This is a genomic window from Bacterioplanes sp. CLAM21, assembly GCF_059641015.1.
The window spans coordinates 3,290,806-3,309,164 of sequence record NZ_CM184929.1; the positions used below are offsets into that span (position 1 = coordinate 3,290,806).

Annotated in this window: 18 protein-coding genes; 3 read left to right on the forward strand and 15 right to left on the reverse strand. The window is 51.9% G+C overall.

All coding sequences use genetic code 11. The features are described 5' to 3' along the window. Positions 1-61: 61 nt before the first annotated feature. Positions 62-2,047, forward strand: a complete 1,986-nt coding sequence (mnmC, locus tag AC55FS_RS15030; RefSeq protein ID WP_496933078.1) for a bifunctional tRNA (5-methylaminomethyl-2-thiouridine)(34)-methyltransferase MnmC2/FAD-dependent 5-carboxymethylaminomethyl-2-thiouridine(34) oxidoreductase MnmC1 — start codon at positions 62-64, stop codon at positions 2,045-2,047. A 113-nt stretch (positions 2,048-2,160) separates the two neighbouring features. Here mnmC and AC55FS_RS15035 read toward each other — a convergent pair whose 3' ends face one another. From AC55FS_RS15035 to clpB, 15 genes are all read right to left on the reverse strand, one after another. Beyond that, on the reverse strand, positions 2,161-2,367 hold the full coding sequence (locus AC55FS_RS15035; RefSeq protein ID WP_496933079.1) for a hypothetical protein: 207 nt from the start codon (positions 2,365-2,367) through the stop codon (positions 2,161-2,163). A 25-nt stretch (positions 2,368-2,392) separates the two neighbouring features. Continuing rightward, the gene (locus AC55FS_RS15040; protein WP_496933080.1) at positions 2,393-2,662 is read right to left on the reverse strand and encodes a YheU family protein; all 270 of its coding nucleotides are present in this window, start codon (positions 2,660-2,662) and stop codon (positions 2,393-2,395) included. Continuing rightward, the gene (locus AC55FS_RS15045) at positions 2,652-3,095 is read right to left on the reverse strand and encodes a hypothetical protein (protein WP_496933081.1); all 444 of its coding nucleotides are present in this window, start codon (positions 3,093-3,095) and stop codon (positions 2,652-2,654) included. Before AC55FS_RS15045 ends, AC55FS_RS15040 begins: the two co-directional genes overlap by 11 nt. A gap of 192 nt (positions 3,096-3,287) precedes the next feature. Then, on the reverse strand, positions 3,288-5,102 hold the full coding sequence (locus AC55FS_RS15050; protein WP_496933082.1) for a PHA/PHB synthase family protein: 1,815 nt from the start codon (positions 5,100-5,102) through the stop codon (positions 3,288-3,290). A gap of 115 nt (positions 5,103-5,217) precedes the next feature. Continuing rightward, a complete protein-coding gene (locus tag AC55FS_RS15055) occupies positions 5,218-5,613 on the reverse strand; it encodes a phasin family protein (protein WP_496933083.1) in 396 nt (131 codons plus the stop codon). A 205-nt stretch (positions 5,614-5,818) separates the two neighbouring features. Beyond that, positions 5,819-6,070, reverse strand: coding sequence for a DUF6489 family protein (locus AC55FS_RS15060; protein WP_496933084.1), 252 nt, complete (start codon positions 6,068-6,070; stop codon positions 5,819-5,821). A 210-nt stretch (positions 6,071-6,280) separates the two neighbouring features. Continuing rightward, positions 6,281-7,465, reverse strand: coding sequence for an MFS transporter (locus AC55FS_RS15065; protein ID WP_496933085.1), 1,185 nt, complete (start codon positions 7,463-7,465; stop codon positions 6,281-6,283). Continuing rightward, positions 7,462-8,568: a chorismate synthase gene (gene aroC, locus AC55FS_RS15070; protein ID WP_496933086.1), complete on the reverse strand. Its 1,107-nt coding sequence runs from the start codon at positions 8,566-8,568 to the stop codon at positions 7,462-7,464. Before aroC ends, AC55FS_RS15065 begins: the two co-directional genes overlap by 4 nt. A 20-nt stretch (positions 8,569-8,588) precedes the next feature. Next, on the reverse strand, positions 8,589-9,515 hold the full coding sequence (gene prmB / locus AC55FS_RS15075; protein WP_496933087.1) for a 50S ribosomal protein L3 N(5)-glutamine methyltransferase: 927 nt from the start codon (positions 9,513-9,515) through the stop codon (positions 8,589-8,591). Between the two features lie 54 nt (positions 9,516-9,569). Beyond that, on the reverse strand, positions 9,570-10,502 hold the full coding sequence (locus AC55FS_RS15080; protein ID WP_496933088.1) for a patatin-like phospholipase family protein: 933 nt from the start codon (positions 10,500-10,502) through the stop codon (positions 9,570-9,572). Then, entirely contained in the window at positions 10,502-11,386 is an 885-nt protein-coding gene (locus AC55FS_RS15085) for a DUF4892 domain-containing protein (RefSeq protein ID WP_496933089.1), read from the reverse strand. Before AC55FS_RS15085 ends, AC55FS_RS15080 begins: the two co-directional genes overlap by 1 nt. 103 nt (positions 11,387-11,489) lie before the next feature. Next, entirely contained in the window at positions 11,490-12,005 is a 516-nt protein-coding gene (gene ruvC, locus AC55FS_RS15090; protein ID WP_496933090.1) for a crossover junction endodeoxyribonuclease RuvC, read from the reverse strand. Continuing rightward, a complete protein-coding gene (locus tag AC55FS_RS15095) occupies positions 12,006-12,404 on the reverse strand; it encodes a protease complex subunit PrcB family protein (RefSeq protein ID WP_496933091.1) in 399 nt (132 codons plus the stop codon). Positions 12,405-12,476: 72 nt separating this feature from the next. Continuing rightward, entirely contained in the window at positions 12,477-13,109 is a 633-nt protein-coding gene (locus tag AC55FS_RS15100) for a LysE family translocator (RefSeq protein ID WP_496933092.1), read from the reverse strand. Between the two features lie 501 nt (positions 13,110-13,610). Further along, positions 13,611-16,196, reverse strand: coding sequence for an ATP-dependent chaperone ClpB (gene clpB, locus AC55FS_RS15105; RefSeq protein WP_496933093.1), 2,586 nt, complete (start codon positions 16,194-16,196; stop codon positions 13,611-13,613). A 251-nt stretch (positions 16,197-16,447) separates the two neighbouring features. On the opposite strand from clpB, the gene AC55FS_RS15110 reads away from it, so the two are divergent. Further along, the gene (locus tag AC55FS_RS15110; protein ID WP_496933094.1) at positions 16,448-17,326 is read left to right on the forward strand and encodes a DMT family transporter; all 879 of its coding nucleotides are present in this window, start codon (positions 16,448-16,450) and stop codon (positions 17,324-17,326) included. A gap of 127 nt (positions 17,327-17,453) precedes the next feature. Further along, positions 17,454-18,359, forward strand: a complete 906-nt coding sequence (locus AC55FS_RS15115; protein ID WP_496933095.1) for a LysR family transcriptional regulator — start codon at positions 17,454-17,456, stop codon at positions 18,357-18,359.

Genomic DNA, 18,359 nt, shown 5'->3' on the forward strand with positions numbered 1-18,359 from the left:
TCTGTCTGCTCAATTGTGCTCGGTGTAAACTAATGGCGAATGACAACCAATAGATCCCGCTGTGAGCATCGAACAAACCACTCCCATAATTCAACGTGCCAAACTCGATTGGCGCGAAGACGGCCAACCCGTCGCCAGCCAGTTTGACGACACCTACTTTTCCGTCGATGACGGCCTGAGTGAAACTCGCCATGTGTTTTTACAGCACAACGGTTTACCTGAACGCTTTGCCGCGGCCGACTGTCCAGCCAACTTTCGCATCGTTGAAACCGGCTTTGGTACCGGCCTTAACTTTCTTGCCAGCTGGCAAGCGTTTGCCGAGCACGGCCAGGGCTATTTGCACTTCACCAGCGTGGAAAAATTCCCCCTGGATCGCCAACAGCTGCAGCAAGCATTGGCATTGTGGCCTGAACTGGCCCCCTTCGCCGAGCAGCTATTAGAGAAATATCCACCCTTGGTGGAAGGGGTGCATCATTTGCATTGGCCCGAGCACAATGTTCGCCTGACGCTGATCTTTGCTGACATCGCCGATGCCCTGCCGGAGCTGCAAGGACCGGTGCACGCCTGGTATCTGGATGGCTTTGCCCCAGCAAAAAATCCGCAAATGTGGAATGATGCCCTATTCCAGCAGCTACGCCGTCTAAGCCAACCCGGTAGCAGCCTGGCGACCTTTACCGCCGCTGGTTTCGTCAAACGAGCACTGCGTGGCGCCGGTTTCAGCGTGCGCAAGGTACCCGGCTTTGGCCGCAAGCGCGACATGCTCGCCGCCAGCTTTAATCTCAGCTGCGGGCCAGAACGTCGCTCGGGCTGGTGGTTAAAACCCTGGCAACGCCGTCCCACTCCAACGTCAAACCGCTGCGTGACGGTGATCGGTGCAGGCCTAGCCGGCTGCGCCAGTGCCCACGCGTTAGCCGAGCGCGGCTATCAAGTAACCTTGATCGACGGCAAAGGCATCGCCAGTGGCGCATCAGGAAATCCACAGGGCGGGCTCTATATCAAGCTGGCGGCGGACGACAATGCCGTGCACAGTGAATTTTATCGCTCAGCCTATCTGTTGGCGCTAAGCAGCGTTAAACAACAGTTAGGCCCCTCATGCAACAATCCTCACTGGCGCCAATGCGGTGTTTTGCAATTGGCCTACAACGATAGTGAGCAACAACGCCAACAGCGCTTTATCGAACGCCAGCAGCCCAGCAAGGAGCTGGTATACGCGCTTGATCAGAACCAGGCGAGCGAGCTGGCCGGCCTCAATCTACCAACTGGCGGGCTGTTTTACCCTCAGGCAGGCTGGGTTAGCCCTGGTGACTATTGCCGTGCTCTGGCTTCTCTCCCCAATATCGAGTTCAAGCAGGTTCAGGTATCGCAGATCAGTTACGATCAAGGCTGGACCATCCATGCAAGCGGCCATAGCTGGCAAGCAGAGCAAGTCGTCATTGCCACCGCCCATGACGCTAAACACTTGCTGCCAGACGCCTACCTGCCGGTCAAATCGATTCGCGGCCAGTTGAGCCTGCTCGACAGCAAGGGCCTGCAAAGCCCACGGGTGGTGCTGTGCGCGCGCAGCTATATGCCACCTGCTCATCAGCAGCAAGTGTGCTTAGGCGCGACCTATCATTTGAACGATCCAGAGTCTGAGGTTCGCAGCGGCGATCACCTGCAGAATTTGGCTCATCTGCAAGACTTTGGCTTGCAAGCCGATGACAATCAAATCCTGGATGGCCGGGTTGGCTTTCGTTGTACCACGCCTGACTACCTGCCCATGGCAGGCCCGGTGGTCGACCAACAAGCCTTCTTGCAAGACTTTGCGCCCATGGTGAAAAATGCCAAGCAGGTACCGCAAGTCGACATGCCTTATTTGCCAGGCTTGTGGCTAAACATAGGTCATGGCTCTCGGGGACTGGCCTCAGCGGCCTTGTGTGGTGAGCTGATTGCTGCGCAGATGGACGGCGATGGCTTACCAACATCGACCCGAGTGGCCGATGCGCTGTCACCTAACCGCTTTCTGCTGCGCGACATGATCAGGCGCAAGGTCACGCCTAAGGTTTAAGAAGGGTCAGTAACTCGCTTGATACGCTGTCTTCCAGTCGCTTTGTGAGGCGGAACATGATTAAACGTAAAGCCGCGCGCAAAAGCTTAGATATGATCAGCGCCTAGGACAGGTTAGATAACTCGCTTGATGCGCTGGCGACGGCGCATTTCTTCGCGCGCTTGCTGTCCTTGCTCACGGATTTCACGCATTACTTGCGACAACTCCTGACAACATTGACGAATCTCAGCCAACTGAGCCTTCATGGCATCAATGTCAGCAATGGCCTCATGCACGCGATTTCTGAGCCGTCGCTGTTCAATCTCACTGATTGGCCTCATACGCCCTCCATCGCCAATGGCGAGTTCAGTCTGGCCGTAAACCGTGCTGGCGCACGACTTCGGTCATTTCAATGTGACAGCTCTCGGCGATGGGGTCAAATAATAACAACGCCTGACCTGTCTTCAGCTGTTGCAGTACTTGTTCCTTCTTTTGCTCAAAAGACACCTCATAATCGCCATAATCCGTGCCTTCGCGGCCAACAAATTCCGCCAAAATGGCATCCAGCGCGTCACTGCTAAGGCGCTGATACGGCACTTCAATCACACCATGATCAGGACTGTCATCAAACGGCAAAACCTGCCTCCCTTTCCCATTCACAGCTCATGCGAAGTTCAGCATCGGATGGCTCATGGCCACTGTCTACCGCCCAGCTAAAAGTGTGTTTACCAGCCAACTCGGTCTCCAGATGCACCGTCGCTGAATACCAGTACATACCTTTTAACAGGCTTTCAAACTGGCCCAGCCAGTGTTCCCATTCGTATTCAACCGCTTTATACGACGCCGCAAAGTGGATCAGTTGAGAGTGGTAAGTGCCACTGAACAAGTCATCACCGGGCATAGAGAACATTTCCCGGCACAATAAGGTCCATTCATCATCCACACCCAACGGCAGAGATTGAACTGCCCGCCAGTTGATGCGTCGCTGAAGGCGAGCAGTAAAGTCGTCACCGCTCGGAATATTACGGATCACGCCGTAGACCACGGATTCCTGATCAAATTTCGACACATGTTTTCCTTATTCGGGCCAAACCAGCACCCGCTTGTCGCGTTACTACCAACATGGAATAACCATGCCATCGACCATGCAGATGGCCGCATCATAACGGAATACCGACAACCGGCAAACTGCTGTACAGCGTTGTTAATAACACAAACAGAAAAAACACTGCAAAAAAAGCCCCGCTAGGCGGGGCTAATTTTATTTGGCCAGCACATCAAAAATACGCTGTTTGACATAACGCCCAGGCGCATCTTCGATCGGCTTTAATTCACCGTCACCTGGCACGCGAGCAGCGACTTGCTCCATGCCGCCTTGCTGCAATATCCATTGCTGCCAATCGAGCCACCAAGAACCTTCATGACTGCTAGCACCTTGGTACCACTCATCCGGCGTTGCCGCAATATCCTCATTGGTCCAGTAACCGTATTTATTTGCTTCCGGCGGATTCACAATACCCGCTATATGACCAGAACCACCCAGCACAAAGCGATTTTTACCACCCATTAACTGAGCACCGGTATAAGTCGCTTGCCATAAGGCAATATGATCTTGAGCTGTCGAGATAAAGTAGGTAGGCACCTTAATCTGACGCAAATCCAACTTGACTCCATCTAATTCAATGGCATCTTTTTCGACCAATAAATTATTCAGATACATGTTGCGCAGATAAAACGAATGCATCGCTGCCGGCAAATTTGTACTGTCCGTATTCCAATACAGCAAATCGAAGGCTGCTGGTCGCTCGCCTTTTAAGTAATTATTGATAAAGAATGACCAGAATAGATCGTTTTCCCTCAGCGTATTAAAGCTAAAGGCCATTTGCCGACCGTCATAATAGCCTAGGGCATTCATCTGTTTTTCTAGTGACGCGATGGCGGTTTCGTTAATAAACACACCAATCTCGCCCGGCCGAGAGAAATCGGTCAGCGTCGCCATAAAAGTGGCGGCTTTAATCGGCTCCAGCTTTTTCTTCTTAAGATAAGCCAGCGTAGCAGCCAGCAAGGTACCACCTAAGCAATAACCAACGGCATTGACCTCTTTTTCACCCGTTGCCTTTTCAATAGCCTTAATGGCATCCAGAGGTCCTTCTTGCATATAGGCCGTGAAGTCTTTATCACGTAAGGCAGGACCAGGATTTATCCAGGAAATAACAAATACCGTATGCCCCTGATCGACCAACCATTTGATAAAGGAATTTTTCTCACGCAGATCAAGAATGTAAAACTTATTAATGAAAGGCGGAACAATCAACAATGGCCGCTGATACACCTTACTGGTTGAGGGTGTGTACTGTATCAGCTGCATCAGGTCATTTTGGTAAACCACCTTGCCTGGCGTCGTCGCAAGGTTTCGACCGACCTGGAAAGCACTGGTGTCAGTCATGGCAACATTTAATGCGCCTTTGACACTGGCTTCCATATCTTCGTGCAACTGCTCCATGCCTTGCAGCAAACTACCGCCACCGGTCTCAATCGCCTTACGAATAACTTCAGGGTTCAGCGCAGCAAAATTGGTGGGAGATACGGCATTAACGTACTGACGGGTGAAATACTCAACCTTCTGGCGCGCATGATCACTCAGCCCATCAGCCTCATGCACCATTTTCATAATGGTTTTTGATTGCAGCAAATACAGCTGCTTAAGAAAATCAAAAACCGGATTTTCCTGCCATTGCTCGTCATTAAAGCGACGATCACCACGCTCAGGCACCACCACAGGCTCGGGATCTTTTCCCATAAAACGCAACAATGTTGTTTGAAAAAGCTGCTGCTGCTGCTTCATCAGGTCCAACTGATCCGCCATGATCTTTTGCGGATTGGCCATCATGGCTTCACTGAGCTCTCTAAAAGCTTCATTAAAGTCGGTCATCACCGAGGCGGCTGGATCATCGGCCGAGGTTGGTTGATTAATAACTTTTCCCATGACATTGGTGTACTGCTCCGTTGCACGAAGCGCCATGTCATAAAAATCTTTAATCGCGGTATCTACTTTTTCCTTTTGCACTGCGTTCATACATCACCCTGATTTAGTCAGCAATAAAAAAGGCCACCCAAAGGTGGCCTTTCGTGCAGCGAGAAATTGGCATTTGGGGAAACCGCTTTACTCGCTTAGCACCTACCACCTGCAATTAGGCAGCAGACTTTGACTTCGCCGCTGAAGCCTTAGTAGCAGAAGTCGCAGTGGCAGACGCAGTGCTGCGCGCTTCTTCCATAATGCTTTCTACTTGAGTTTTGAAATCCATTGCCATGTCAGACATAGCTTTGGCATCTTCCATAATTTTTTTGTTCAGTGCAGTAGCCGCTTCTGCTTGAGAAGCAGTGTAAGCACGCAGGCTGTCCGTATCTTTGATATCGGCTGCTTTTTTCATCTGATCAAGGCCCATTTCAGCGTAGGCTTTAATGGCACCCAATTGAAAATCCGTCATCTTCTCCATGTTATCAACAAACAAAGTATTGAACTTGCTCATAGGGGCATACATGGTTTTTGCCTGCTCCGCGAATGCGTTCAAGATGTTCTCTTGCATGGTCTCGCTCCTTCAAAGGTTGTATTGCCGAAATCGGTGAACCGATGGTAGCTGAGTATATCTTACAGTTCGATGACGCCCGCCACCGAAAGTAACGACAGCTTGACCAAAATCATGCTTTCTTACTACCGTTAAAAATCAACCGGGAAGATACGTAACAATGTCAGCTGGATATGTCCTCAATTGCCGTATTTTATAGACAACTTTATTCTTCTGTTTTACTTCCGTTAGAACCTGACATCATATTGAACATCATATTTTGAAATTGATTCATGGTATTCATGCCTTCTTTCATCATCGGTTGATATAAAGACATGGGGTCATAACCGTCCTCCCCGGAATGCATACGTTTAAGCATTTGCTCAAACAGCTCGCGCTGAAACTCTGCAACATCGGGCAAACCCATTGCACGACGTAATTCTTCCGGCGTCATATCAAAAGTTATATTAATTTTCATATTAATCCCTCATTAGAATAAAGGCAGTATTGCTTCTATATAAGGTGCATTGCAAACAAAAGCTCGCGGCCAGATCCATTCACTGTTTTGTGCTGCTGCCAAGATACAGGGATTTTTTTACCAAAAGCAATGACGGACATCAGCGCCAGCCGATGCCCGTCAACAACAATCGATTTGTCCTGACGAGTTCCATCGTCGAATGAAGTGGGTCTAAGGCTTAGGTTCTATCTGCTTAGGCAAAGTAACCCAAGCAACAGCTGCGGCAGCAAAACACACCAGTGCGGCGCCAGTGAATACCCAAACACCCCCCAGCTCGTCCCACCATAAGCCACTGCACCAAGCACCAATGGCACCACCTAAACCAAAACCAATACTGGAATACAGCGCCTGGCCAGAAGCCAGCAACGACGGCGGAAAATAATGCTGCAAATAGCGCATAGATACCGCGTGCATAGCAGCAAAACTAAACGCATGCAGCAGTTGCATCAGTATCATCCACGGCAATGACTGTACCTGCAAAGCAATGCCCAGCCAACGCAGGGCCGTCAATGTCAATGCCAGAGCAAACCAGCTGCGCCAGCTAAAGCGATTCATAAAGCGATGGAACTGCCAAAAAAAGACCACTTCCGCCAACACGCCCAACCCCCACAGCAAGCCCACCGGAATACGTTGATAACCGGCTTGCTCGAGATAAATGGAGAAAAAGGTGTAATAAGGCCCAAAGCTGATTTGCAGCAACACCGTCATCAGCAAAAATAACCAGACTGGTCGCTGCGATAAAATCGCGCGCACGCCCTGCACTTCTCGCTGCTCAGAGGGCGCCGATGCGCTGGCAGGCAAGCACCAGGCATTCAGCCAAATAATCAGCATAAACAGCCACATCATCAACGGCAGCCAGTCCATCGACAAATGCTGCAATAAGGCGCCCAAAGCCACGACCGCAACAATAAAACCGACCGATCCCCACACTCGGATCTGGCCATATAACTCCATGCGACTGGCCACGGCTTGCAAGGTCAGCGCTTCGTATTGCGGCAACATCGCCGCCCAGAAGAAGCCATAGCCCAGCATTACGGCAGCCATCACAGCAAAGCTATCAGCCCAGGCGACGGCGCTGAAACATACCAAGGTGAGCATTCCGGCCCAGCGTATCATCGGCAATGGCGAGTGATGGCGACGGCCTAAATAAGCCCAAGCGTTAGGCGCCAAGATACGTACCAAACCAAACAACGCCATCAATGAGCCAATATCATTGGCATCAAAACCGCGGTGTGCGAGAAACAGCCCCCAATAAGGAGCAATGCAGCCCAACAGGGCAAAATACAAGGCGTAGAACAGCGATAAACGTTTAAACGGCAGCGCTGACACTGCCGTAGTGGAAGCAGACGGGGTCACTCTGCAACAGGGGCTGTGGCCGCCAGCACCGGTGTCGCGCAGTGAACATCTGCATTTTGTCCACGATGACGCAGCCAATGATCAGCCAATACGATGGCCATCATGGCTTCTGCAATCGGTGTGGCGCGAATGCCCACACAAGGATCGTGACGGCCTTTGGTGACCACCTCGATAGGCTGACCCGAGGCATCAATTGAGCGTCCAGGAATCACCAGACTCGAGGTCGGCTTAAGGGCAATGTGCGCAATCAAATCCTGACCCGTGCTGATGCCACCCAGCACACCACCGGCGTGATTACTCAAAAAACCTTCCGGGGTCATTTCATCGCGATGTTCCGTGCCTTTTTGCTCGACCACATCAAAACCATCGCCAATTTCGACCCCTTTAACCGCGTTAATGCTCATCAACGCATGGGCCAGATCAGCATCAAGACGATCAAAAATAGGCTCTCCAAGCCCCGGGAACATGCCCGAGGCCACCACAGAGATGCGCGCACCGACCGAATTGCCTTCTTTACGCAAGTCGGTCATATAGTTTTCCATCGCCTCAACCTTGCTGGCATCAGGGCAGAAAAACGGATTATTGTGCACTTCTTGCCAATCAAACTGCTCGATTTTAATCGGCCCTAATTGTGATAAATAACCGCGTACCTGGATGCCTTTCGCCGCCAGCACTTTCTTGGCAATGGCACCTGCCGCGACACGCATCGCCGTTTCCCGTGCCGATGAGCGACCACCGCCACGATAATCGCGAAAACCGTATTTATGGTTATAGGCATAGTCGGCGTGGGCAGGCCTAAAAGTATCGGCAATATTGGAATAATCCTTGGAACGCTGATCAGTGTTTTCAATCAGCAAACCAATCGGCGTGCCGGTGGTTTTGCCCTCAAATACGCCCGACAGAATCTTCACCTGATCCGGCTCACGTCGCTGGGTGGTGTAGCGCGACGTGCCAGGCTTGCGACGATCTAGGTCGGCCTGCAGATCAGCTTCCGTTAACTCAATGCCGGGCGGGCAGCCATCTACGATGGCGCCGAGTGCCAGACCGTGACTTTCACCAAAGGTGGTCACAGTAAAACTTTTGCCAAAGGTATTTCCGGACATAAGGTCGCTCGTTAGTTCATTCAGTTAGCGCCGGCGCACAAAGCATCCAGCTGTCGGGCGTGCAGGACAAAAACGCCATGGCCGCCACGTGTAAAGTTAACCCAGTCAAATTCAACATCGGGATAGGCCGCCGCTAATGCTGGCCAGCTATTGCCGACCTCCACCACCAACACACCGTCGTCGGTCAAATACTGGCGCGCCTGACGCAGCATGATGCGCACCAGATCGAGGCCATCGTCACCGGCTGCCAATGCCAGCTCCGGCTCGTGTTGATACTCACGCGGCAAGCACGCCATATCATCGGCATCAACATACGGCGGGTTGGACACAATCAGGTCATAGCGCCCATCGGCAGCGGTGAATAAATCGGACTGTAATGCCAACACTCGGTCCTGCATTTGGTGGCGCTCAATATTACTTTCCGCTACCTGCAATGCATCTAAAGACAAATCCAGCAGTTCAACCTGCGCCTCAGGGAAGGCATAAGCGCAAGCAATGCCGATGCAGCCGCTGCCGGTGCATAAATCCAGAATACGCTCAGGTTCATGACTGCTTGGCCAATAAGGAGAAAAACGCTGCTCGATCATTTCGCCAATTGGCGAGCGCGGAATCAGCACCCGCTCATCGACCCAATAAGGCTGGCCACAGAACCAGGCTTCGCCGGTTAAATAGGGAGTCGGAATACTGTCGTTGATGCGACGCTGCAGCAAGCTTACCACCTGGGTCCGCTCTTCTGTGGTCAGGCGTGCAGTGCGCCAATCGGTCGGCATATCCCAAGGCAAATGCAGCCCATGGGCGACCAGCAGCAAGGCTTCGTCCCATGGATTATCGGTGCCATGGCCAAAATAGGAATGGCTGTCGGCCAAGCGGCTGGCGCCCCAGCGAATAAAGTCCTGCATGGTGCGCAGCTCGGCAACGGCAGACTGAAGCTGACTGTCGGTAATCATGAAAAGTAACGGCTAATAAAAGGTCGCCTAGTGTAAACCTTTCAGCGCCAGGCTTCACCCCGGGCGCTTGCCATACAAACTGGTCGTGCCTGCCTCCAACGCATCGAGTGCATCGGAAGCGACAATCCGGCCCATGCGGATCATCTCTTCACCGCGGTAAAACTCATACATTTCGCAGGCTTCTGACGGCATAGAGACCAGCAAGTCCGGTGGATAACCAGCAATTTTAAATTGGCTAAGGGATGACTGCATCATCTCGAACATCTGGTTGATGATCTCCAGCTTACTGAGGTTTTCACTGGCACGCTCATCACTGCGACTGTCGAACCACTGGCTGGCCTTATTCACCACGCTTTCCAGCCAGTCTTGTTTTTGCTCCGCGCTGGGTTGCTGACTGGCATGAAACTCAGCTGGAATCGGTGTCGTGGCATTGAGATCAACGCCGATAATTAGATCAGCGTGAGCCGAGACACAAGGAATAATCGGCAAGGGGTTAAGTACACCACCATCAACCAGCAAGCTGGTTTTGCCATTGCCGCTGTCAAACGGCACTGGAGCGATGATGCTCGGGATAGCCGCCGAGGCTCTAATCGCCTGGGTCAGATCCCCCCGCTGAAACCAGACTTCTTTTTTGCGAGTAATATCCGTAGCCACAGCGGTAAAAGGCAACGCCATGTCTTCAATACGCACACCGTCGAGCATTTCGCCCAAACGCTTAAACACCCGATCACCGCGCACCGCCCCCATCGACAGCAGTGATAAATCCACCAGCCGCAGAACATCTAAGTAGCTTAAATCACAGACCCATTGACGAAATTGCTCCAGCTTGCCAGCACAATAAAAACCGCCAACAATGGCCCCCATCGAAGAACCCGATACCGCCACTATGTTATAGCCGCGATGCTCCAGCTCATCGATCAGACCAATATGGGCATACCCTCTAGCACCGCCACTGCCTAACGCTAAGGCCACCGTTTTATTTGCCATCAACGCCTCTCCGGCCAAAACACAAAGCGCAGCGCCGGCTGTAAACTGGCGCTCGGGGGCAGCGTCAATGCGCCCAAACCGGTCACACTGAAGTCGTATTCACCATCAAACACCGCCGCTCGCAGCTGCTGTGCCAAACGTTCTGAACACTGCATGTTTTTGCTCATGTCCGTGTGCTGATAACAATGCACCACTAAATGCAGCCTCTGTTTCACCCCCGGAGCCAGGGCCTTTAGCGTGCTTATCAATACCTGACTGCGCTGTTCATCCAGGCGTTTATCGCTAATCACAAAACCCGGCAGCCAGCCTTGACTGTCAGCCAATACCTGTTCAATGCGACTGCGTTGTAAATCGTCGCCAGCGACGGCATCGGCGGTAAGCAGATAGTCGACATTGACCATGACCTGGCGGGTCGCCCGCTGCACCATATACACCACCCAAACATCACGCCGACCATCGTCCCGCTCAGCAACGGCGACCAGTATTGATTGGTCTTTTTCACGCCCCACCAGTCGGCCATTAGCAAACACCTCATTGGCCCAAAAATGGCTGCTGCCACAATCTAACCCTTGGCATTGATACAGCACTTGCATGCCGTCCAACTGATGCTGGTAATGACTCACCACCTCTGCCAATTCAATGCCGGACGGTAATGTCCACACACGGCGTTGCAACTGGCCAGAAATACGTACCTCGCGCTCGCCAAACGTCGTGGCTTGGGAGCGCTTAAGTTCCGATAAAATCAAACGATAGTGGCTTTCCTGGGTTTTCTTTTCATCACTTAAGCGCGCCTCAGGAAAGGCCGCCAAATCCGCCCAAGCAGGCAAGCTCAGCATGACACTGAACAGCGCCATCGCACGTAAACAAGCAGCCAAACGTAACATTCGAACGAGTATCCTGATAATCAACAGAGCATCCCCTCTTCGCCTGGATAAGCCGTGGCTTGCCAGGTTTGCGTGCATCGACACGCGGATTGTGAGTTGTGATCTAACGCAGCCGACCGCGGGCAAAACTGCGCATCCCCGCCTGATGCACCAAACTATTGCGACTGTGGGCATGACAAATCGCAATGGCCAAAGCATCAGCGGCATCGGCTTGCGGCGTGCCTGGCAACTTTAATAGTTGTCGCACCATGATTTGCACCTGCTCCTTGGCAGCACTGCCCTTACCCACCACCGCTTGCTTTACTGTACGCGGAGCATATTCAGCAATTTCTAACTGTTGCCGTACTGCTGCCACAATCGCCACACCGCGTGCCTGTCCCAGCTTGAGGGCTGAGTCGGCATTGCGCCCCATAAAGGCCTGCTCAATAGCAAACTGCTGCGGACAATACTGCTCGATCAATTCAGTAATGCTGCTAAACAGCTTATCTAACCGCTCCGGCATAGGCCCTTCGCCCAGCCTGACACAGCCACTGCCGATATAGTCCAACTGATGGCCGACGGCGTTAATAACTCCAAAGCCGGTCACGCGAGAGCCCGGATCAATGCCCAAGATGATCACCTAGTTGGCCATCCGCTTAGCCTGCTCAGCGGCGTTAAAATGCCATTGCTGCACGGTTCCCGAGCGCTTCACCGTAACCTCTTGCCAACCCTGGGGCAGCATGACCTCCAAACACGGCGACGTCATCACCTGAGCCACCATCATGCCAGCTGCCGGCGTCGTTTCACGAAAGGTCAGCGTTAGTGAATGCTCACTGCCTTCTTGGGCAACCACGTCAATGGCATAACCAGACGTGGGCCGCTGGCCCAGTGAAATCGTTAATGCCCGCTGCTTTACCGTCACCCCTGCCGGTGCGGCGCAGTGATTAGTCTGGCTCATGGGCAAACGAACGGCATCCACAGGGGCCGTGGCACAAGCGGTCAGAGCAGCGGCTAACAGCGGCAAAAAAATGCGAAACATGCAGACTCCTGTCTTTTCATCGATGCCATGCAGTATACGAGAAGCAAAGCCGACAGTCAGAGTCGACTGGCCTTATTCCGACAGTAACAACTTGCCTGCCAGCAAGCACAGCACAGTTCCCATCACCCGCTCGATCCAGAGTTTAAACTGATCAACCTTGGAAATAATGGCACGAGATGACAACACCATGGCCACCAGCACAAACCAGATTAAATGAGCAACGCTGATAATGGCGCCATACAGCAACTGAATCAGTACTGGGGTTTCTGGTGTCACGACCTGGGTAAAGATACTAAGAAAAAACAGCGTCGTTTTAGGATTAAGAGCATTGGAAATAAAGCCAGCCTTGAAGGCATCAAAGTCAGAGATGCGCTTGTCACTACCGCCAATAGCAGCGCTCGTATCTGAGCTACGACGATACATTAAGGCGCGAATACCCAAATAGGCCAAATAAGACGCCCCGACGTATTTAATCAAAGAAAATAGCCATTCACTTTGCGAAATAATCACCGCAATACCCGCCAACGAGTACATGACATGCAGCCAGATGGCCAAGCTAATCCCCACAGCCCCGAGCAAGCCCGCACGGCGAGAATATAAAATGGAATTGCGGGTAATCATCGCAAAATCTTGGCCCGGACTAACCACCATAACGATGGAAATCGAAATAACGGCCAGTAAGGCCCCCCAATAGGCTTCCAGCATTCAACACCCCAAGTCTGATAAGACACACTGTCATCGCTGTCGTTAATAACAAAGCGATAAGTAGTGTCCTGAGTCAGAAGTTCGCATGCTTTCAGCGGGCCATCCAAGTTCTCTGACTAGGCGTGTTTCGCCGGCAATGGTGGTTCCATTGGCAAGAGGCAGAACGAAGCCAGAGGGCTTGAAGGGCACGCCCTAGGGGAACGAATGGAAAGCCCCATTACGACGTTGCTACTCTTGAAAATATCCCGATATTTCCTGCGAACAGCGCCTTGTACTCGCGTTTTCCATTCGCTCTGAAAATATACGAACTTCTGACTCAGGACACTAGGGCTAAGAATAACAGCAGCACGGGTTCACACCAATTCGTGCAAACCGCGAAACTGAGATAGTTCATGAATCATTGGGCCTCGCTGATCACAAGCGACCAGCGCTTAGTCAGCAAATCTAAATCACAGCCAACAACTAGAGCAGCGACAGCGGCCACGCCGCTGTCGCTAAGGCTTAGCCTGCAGTGAATACCAGCTCACCGTCGCGCATATCCGCCTCAATATGACTGCCCGGCGCAAACTCACCCGACAATATGGCCTGGGCCAAGGGGTTTTCTATGCTGCGTTGAATAGCACGTTTGAGCGGCCTAGCACCAAATACGGGATCGTAACCCACTTCCACCAATTGACTCAGGGCTGCATCGCTCAACTCCAAGGTCAGTTCGCGTTCTGCCAAACGTCCCCGCAATAACTGCAGCTGAATGTCGGCAATGCCGCGAATTTGCTCTTTTTGCAATGGATGGAATACCACCGCTTCATCTACCCGGTTAATAAACTCAGGACGGAAATGACTGCCGACGATCTCCATCACCGCATCACGCATTTCTTCGTAAGGCTTATCGGTGAACATGGTTTGGATTACATCCGAGCCTAGATTCGACGTCATCACCAAAACCGTGTTTTTAAAATCTACTCGCCGGCCCTGGCCGTCAGTCAGCTGACCGTCATCCAGCACCTGCAGCAAAATATTAAACACATCTGGGTGAGCTTTTTCGACCTCATCGAGCAAAATAACAGAATAAGGCTTACGTCGTACCGCTTCGGTCAGATAGCCCCCCTCTTCATAGCCCACATAACCCGGAGGCGCACCAATCAGACGAGCGACGGAGTGTTTCTCCATATATTCCGACATATCGATGCGCACCATGGCATCTTTGCTATCAAACAAGAAAGCAGCCAACGCCTTACATAGTTCGGTTTTGCCGACGCCAGTCGGGCCTAAAAATAAAAATGAACCGTTGGGCCGATTAGGATCACTCAGCCCAGCACGCGAGCGCCTCACGGCATTGGATACCGCACTGATAGCCTGCTGCTGGCCCACCACCGCCCGGTGCAGCGAATCTTCCATTTTTAACAGTTTTTCCCGCTCACCTTCGAGCATTTTACTGACGGGAACACCGGTCCACTTGGACACCACTTCGGCAATTTCATCTTCCGTCACCTTGTTGCGTAATAAGGTAAACTCCTGGGTGCCTGCGGTTTCTGCTTCATTGGCTGATGCGAGCTGCTTTTCCAGTTCTGGAATACGGCCATACTGAAGCTCTGACATTTTTTGCAGATCACCCGCACGACGCGCCGCTTCTAATTCTAATTTTGCTTGCTCTAACTGTTCTTTGGCTTGAGAAGCCCCTTCTAGCAAAGCTTTTTCTTTTTTCCACACCTCTTCCAGCTCAACATAAGCGGTGCCAGCTTTATTAATCTCTTCATTTAAATCGCTGAGGCGTTTTTTAGCCGCATCGTCTTTTTCTTTACGCAAGGCTTCACGTTCGATTTTAAGTTGAATCAAACGTCGCTCGAGTTTATCCATGTCTTGCGGTTTGGAATCGATTTCCATACGAATAACAGACGCTGCTTCATCAACCAAGTCAATGGCCTTGTCTGGCAAGCGACGATCACTGATGTAACGCTGCGATAATTTAGAGGCGGCAATAATCGCACTGTCGGTAATCTGCACACCGTGGTGCACTTCATAACGCTCTTTTAAACCGCGTAAAATAGCGATGGTGTCTTCGACACTGGGTTCATCCACCAGCACTTTTTGAAAACGACGCTCCAATGCGGCATCTTTTTCAACAAACTCGCGATATTCATCCAAGGTGGTGGCGCCGACACAATGCAGTTCTCCACGAGCCAACGCTGGCTTTAACATATTGCCCGCGTCCATAGCGCCATCGGACTTACCAGCACCGACCATGGTATGCATTTCATCGATAAATAAAACGATACGGCCTTCTTCTTTAGAGACGTCTTTTAATACCGCCTTCAGCCGCTCTTCAAACTCACCTCGATATTTAGCGCCCGCCACCAACGCGCCCATATCAAGTGCAAGAATGCGTTTATTCTTCAGATTCTCCGGCACTTCGCCGTCGACGATACGCTGCGCTAAGCCTTCCACCACGGCGGTTTTACCGACACCAGGAGGTCCGATTAATACCGGATTATTTTTGGTACGCCGTTGCAATACCTGCACCGTACGACGGATTTCATCATCACGACCAATCACCGGATCAAGCTTGCCGGCTTCGGCCCGCTCGGTTAAATCGATGCAATATTTATCCAATGACTGCCGATTATCTTCAGCATTAGCATCGCTAACGCTTTCGCCGCCACGCATGTCTTTTATCGCCGCACCCAGTTTGTCAGGGTCCAGCCCCACATCTTTTAACGCTTTGCCCGCCGCGCCTTTGTCTTGCAGTGCGACCAACAAAAACACTTCGCTGGATACGTATTGGTCGCCCAGTTTTTGTGACTCTTTATCGGCCAAATTCAGTATACGGCCCAGCTCTTGTGCCAATTGAATATTGCCATCGGGCGATGTAACACGCGGTAAATCACTGAGTGCCTGGCGCAGTGAGCGCTCCAGTGCAGGTACCTGGGCTCCGGCACGACGCAGTACATCTTTGACAGAGCTGCTCGGCTGCTCCAATAACGCCAGCAGTACATGCACGGTATCTATCTGATTGTGGTCATGACCCAATGCCAAGCTTTGGCTTTCTGCCAATGCATTTTGCAAGCTGGTGGTCAGTCGATCCATTCGCATAAGGATGTCTCCTGTCAAATTTGCTCATTACCTGAGATATGCGTCCGTATGAATTTATTTCAACCAAAGAAGATAGAAATACCGAAAATTTAATAGCAGTACCCTGGCTAACCAAGTTCACACTGACATACAATCGCGCTCCGTTCAGGCTCACACTGATTCACATCAAGACCTGTAGCGGTTATGGGGACAGACTGACATTGTCGCAAGTAGCACCACCAAACAATCGCCGTTTATCGTAAGGAAGCTTCGTGACACAACCCATGCTGCAGCAATCACTCCGCCTTGGAGCCCTTTATTTGCTCGGCGGCGAAGCCCTGCTGGCACTGATGGCGGCACTGATCAAATATCTGTCACAGGATTTAAGCACAGAGCAATTGTTGTTCTTTCGCAATGCTGCTGGCCTTTTGGTGATGATTCCGCTGATGTTGCGTCAAGGCGGGCAGCTACTGCGCACCGATTGCTGGCACTGGCATCTAATGCGCGGCCTGGTGGGTGTCAGTGCGATGTACTGTTACTTCTGGGCATTGGCCCATATGCCTCTGACCGAAGCCTTTTTGGTCAAACTGTCGAGTCCCTTGTTTATGCCCCTGCTCGCTTGGCTGTGGCTGTCTGAACCGGCAGGACGCCGCAGCGTGTTAGCCCTGATCGTCGGCTTCTCTGGCGTCGCCCTGATTCTACGCCCTGGCGCTGACACCGAATTTACCGCCATCGCTCTGATTGGCCTGCTGGGCGCGTTGTTGGCTGCTTTGGCCAAGGTCACCATCCGCCGCATGTCCTCAACCGAGCCCAGCGCACGAATTGTGTTTTACTTCGCGGTCATTGCCTCACTGGTATCAACTCCCGGTGCAATATTGAACTGGCAGCCTGTCACAGCGGCTCAATGGGGACTGATTGCCCTGCTCGGCTTGGTGGCCAGCGCAGGGCAACTGGCACTGACCAAAGCCTACCGCCTCGCTCCCACTGGCAAAGTCGGCGTTTATGCCTACAGCGCGGTTATTTACGGTGCCTTGATGGGATGGCTGATCTGGGGGGAGATTCCATTCTGGACAACTTGGGCCGGCGCAGCACTCATTATTAGTGCTGGTATCATTAACCTGCAGCCTGGCAAAGCGGCCACTGCCCGTTGAGACACAGGTCACGATGCAGCGCAAAACGCGTGAGACCAAAGTCTAAGATGAGCAGGTTTCGGGTTATTATTTCCTAAAACTTAAATATACTGATACTTCTTTTTGTTTCATCAGGTTCTATTCACAAATGTCCCGCATTGACTCTCTGCAGACCTTTGTCGCCGTAGTGCGTTCTCGCAACTTCACTAACGCTGCCGATGCATTGGGGGTCACCCCATCGGCGGTCAGCAAACAAATCAGCGGCTTAGAAGAGCGCTTGGGCGTGCGTTTGCTCAACCGTACCACCCGCTCCGTCAGCCCCACCGAAGCCGGACAGCTGTTTTATCAGCACTGTGAAAATATTCTTGAGTCGATCACGGAAGCGGAAAAGCTGGTCACTGACTTTGATGTCACACCACGTGGACGGCTGCGCATCACGGCCATGTCCAACTTTGGCCGCCGCGAGCTAGCGCGCATCTTTGGTGACTTTTCTGAACGCTACCCAGACATCAGTTTTGAACTGCACATTTCCGATCGTCCGGTCGACATAGTCAAAGAAGGTTATGACTTTGCACTGCGCATTGGCAGTTTGGAAGATTCGCGACTGATCGCCAAGCCCGTTGCCGAGCAAAAGATCGCCGTTTGCGCATCGCCTGGCTATTTGGAGCAATGGGGCAAGCCGGCTAACCTAGAAGATCTGCAGCAGCACCGCATCTTGGTGGTGGCCAACGCAGAATACGCTCGCATTAACTGGTTACGTCAGTTCGAAAAGGATCATGGTTTTTCATTATCGACCATCGAGCGCAAACTCACTGTCAATGATATCGATCTGGTCTACGAAGCCTGCTTAGCCGGCATGGGCATTACCGCACTGCCGACCTATATCGCCGAGAAGCATCTGCAAAACGGCGAGCTGGTCTCCCTGTTTGATGAAGTAGAGATTCCGGTGCGTACTATCAAGGTGGTGTTTCCGCAAAACCGCTATCTGGCCAATAAAAGCCGAGCCTTTCTCGACTTTATTACCGCTTACTTTGACGCTCAGCAAGCAGACTAA

Excerpts from the sequence above, each read along its gene's own strand:
- AC55FS_RS15035 (WP_496933079.1), bottom strand. The coding sequence starts at position 2,367 with ATGAGGCCAATCAGTGAGATTGAACAGCGACGGCTCAGAAATCGCGTG.
- AC55FS_RS15050 (WP_496933082.1), bottom strand. The coding sequence starts at position 5,102 with ATGAACGCAGTGCAAAAGGAAAAAGTAGATACCGCGATTAAAGATTTT.
- AC55FS_RS15055 (WP_496933083.1), bottom strand. The coding sequence starts at position 5,613 with ATGCAAGAGAACATCTTGAACGCATTCGCGGAGCAGGCAAAAACCATG.
- AC55FS_RS15060 (WP_496933084.1), bottom strand. The coding sequence starts at position 6,070 with ATGAAAATTAATATAACTTTTGATATGACGCCGGAAGAATTACGTCGT.
- aroC (WP_496933086.1), bottom strand. The coding sequence starts at position 8,568 with ATGTCCGGAAATACCTTTGGCAAAAGTTTTACTGTGACCACCTTTGGT.
- prmB (WP_496933087.1), bottom strand. The coding sequence starts at position 9,515 with ATGATTACCGACAGTCAGCTTCAGTCTGCCGTTGCCGAGCTGCGCACC.
- AC55FS_RS15080 (WP_496933088.1), bottom strand. The coding sequence starts at position 10,502 with ATGGCAAATAAAACGGTGGCCTTAGCGTTAGGCAGTGGCGGTGCTAGA.
- AC55FS_RS15085 (WP_496933089.1), bottom strand. The coding sequence starts at position 11,386 with ATGTTACGTTTGGCTGCTTGTTTACGTGCGATGGCGCTGTTCAGTGTC.
- AC55FS_RS15095 (WP_496933091.1), bottom strand. The coding sequence starts at position 12,404 with ATGTTTCGCATTTTTTTGCCGCTGTTAGCCGCTGCTCTGACCGCTTGT.
- AC55FS_RS15100 (WP_496933092.1), bottom strand. The coding sequence starts at position 13,109 with ATGCTGGAAGCCTATTGGGGGGCCTTACTGGCCGTTATTTCGATTTCC.
- clpB (WP_496933093.1), bottom strand. The coding sequence starts at position 16,196 with ATGCGAATGGATCGACTGACCACCAGCTTGCAAAATGCATTGGCAGAA.
- AC55FS_RS15115 (WP_496933095.1), top strand. The coding sequence starts at position 17,454 with ATGTCCCGCATTGACTCTCTGCAGACCTTTGTCGCCGTAGTGCGTTCT.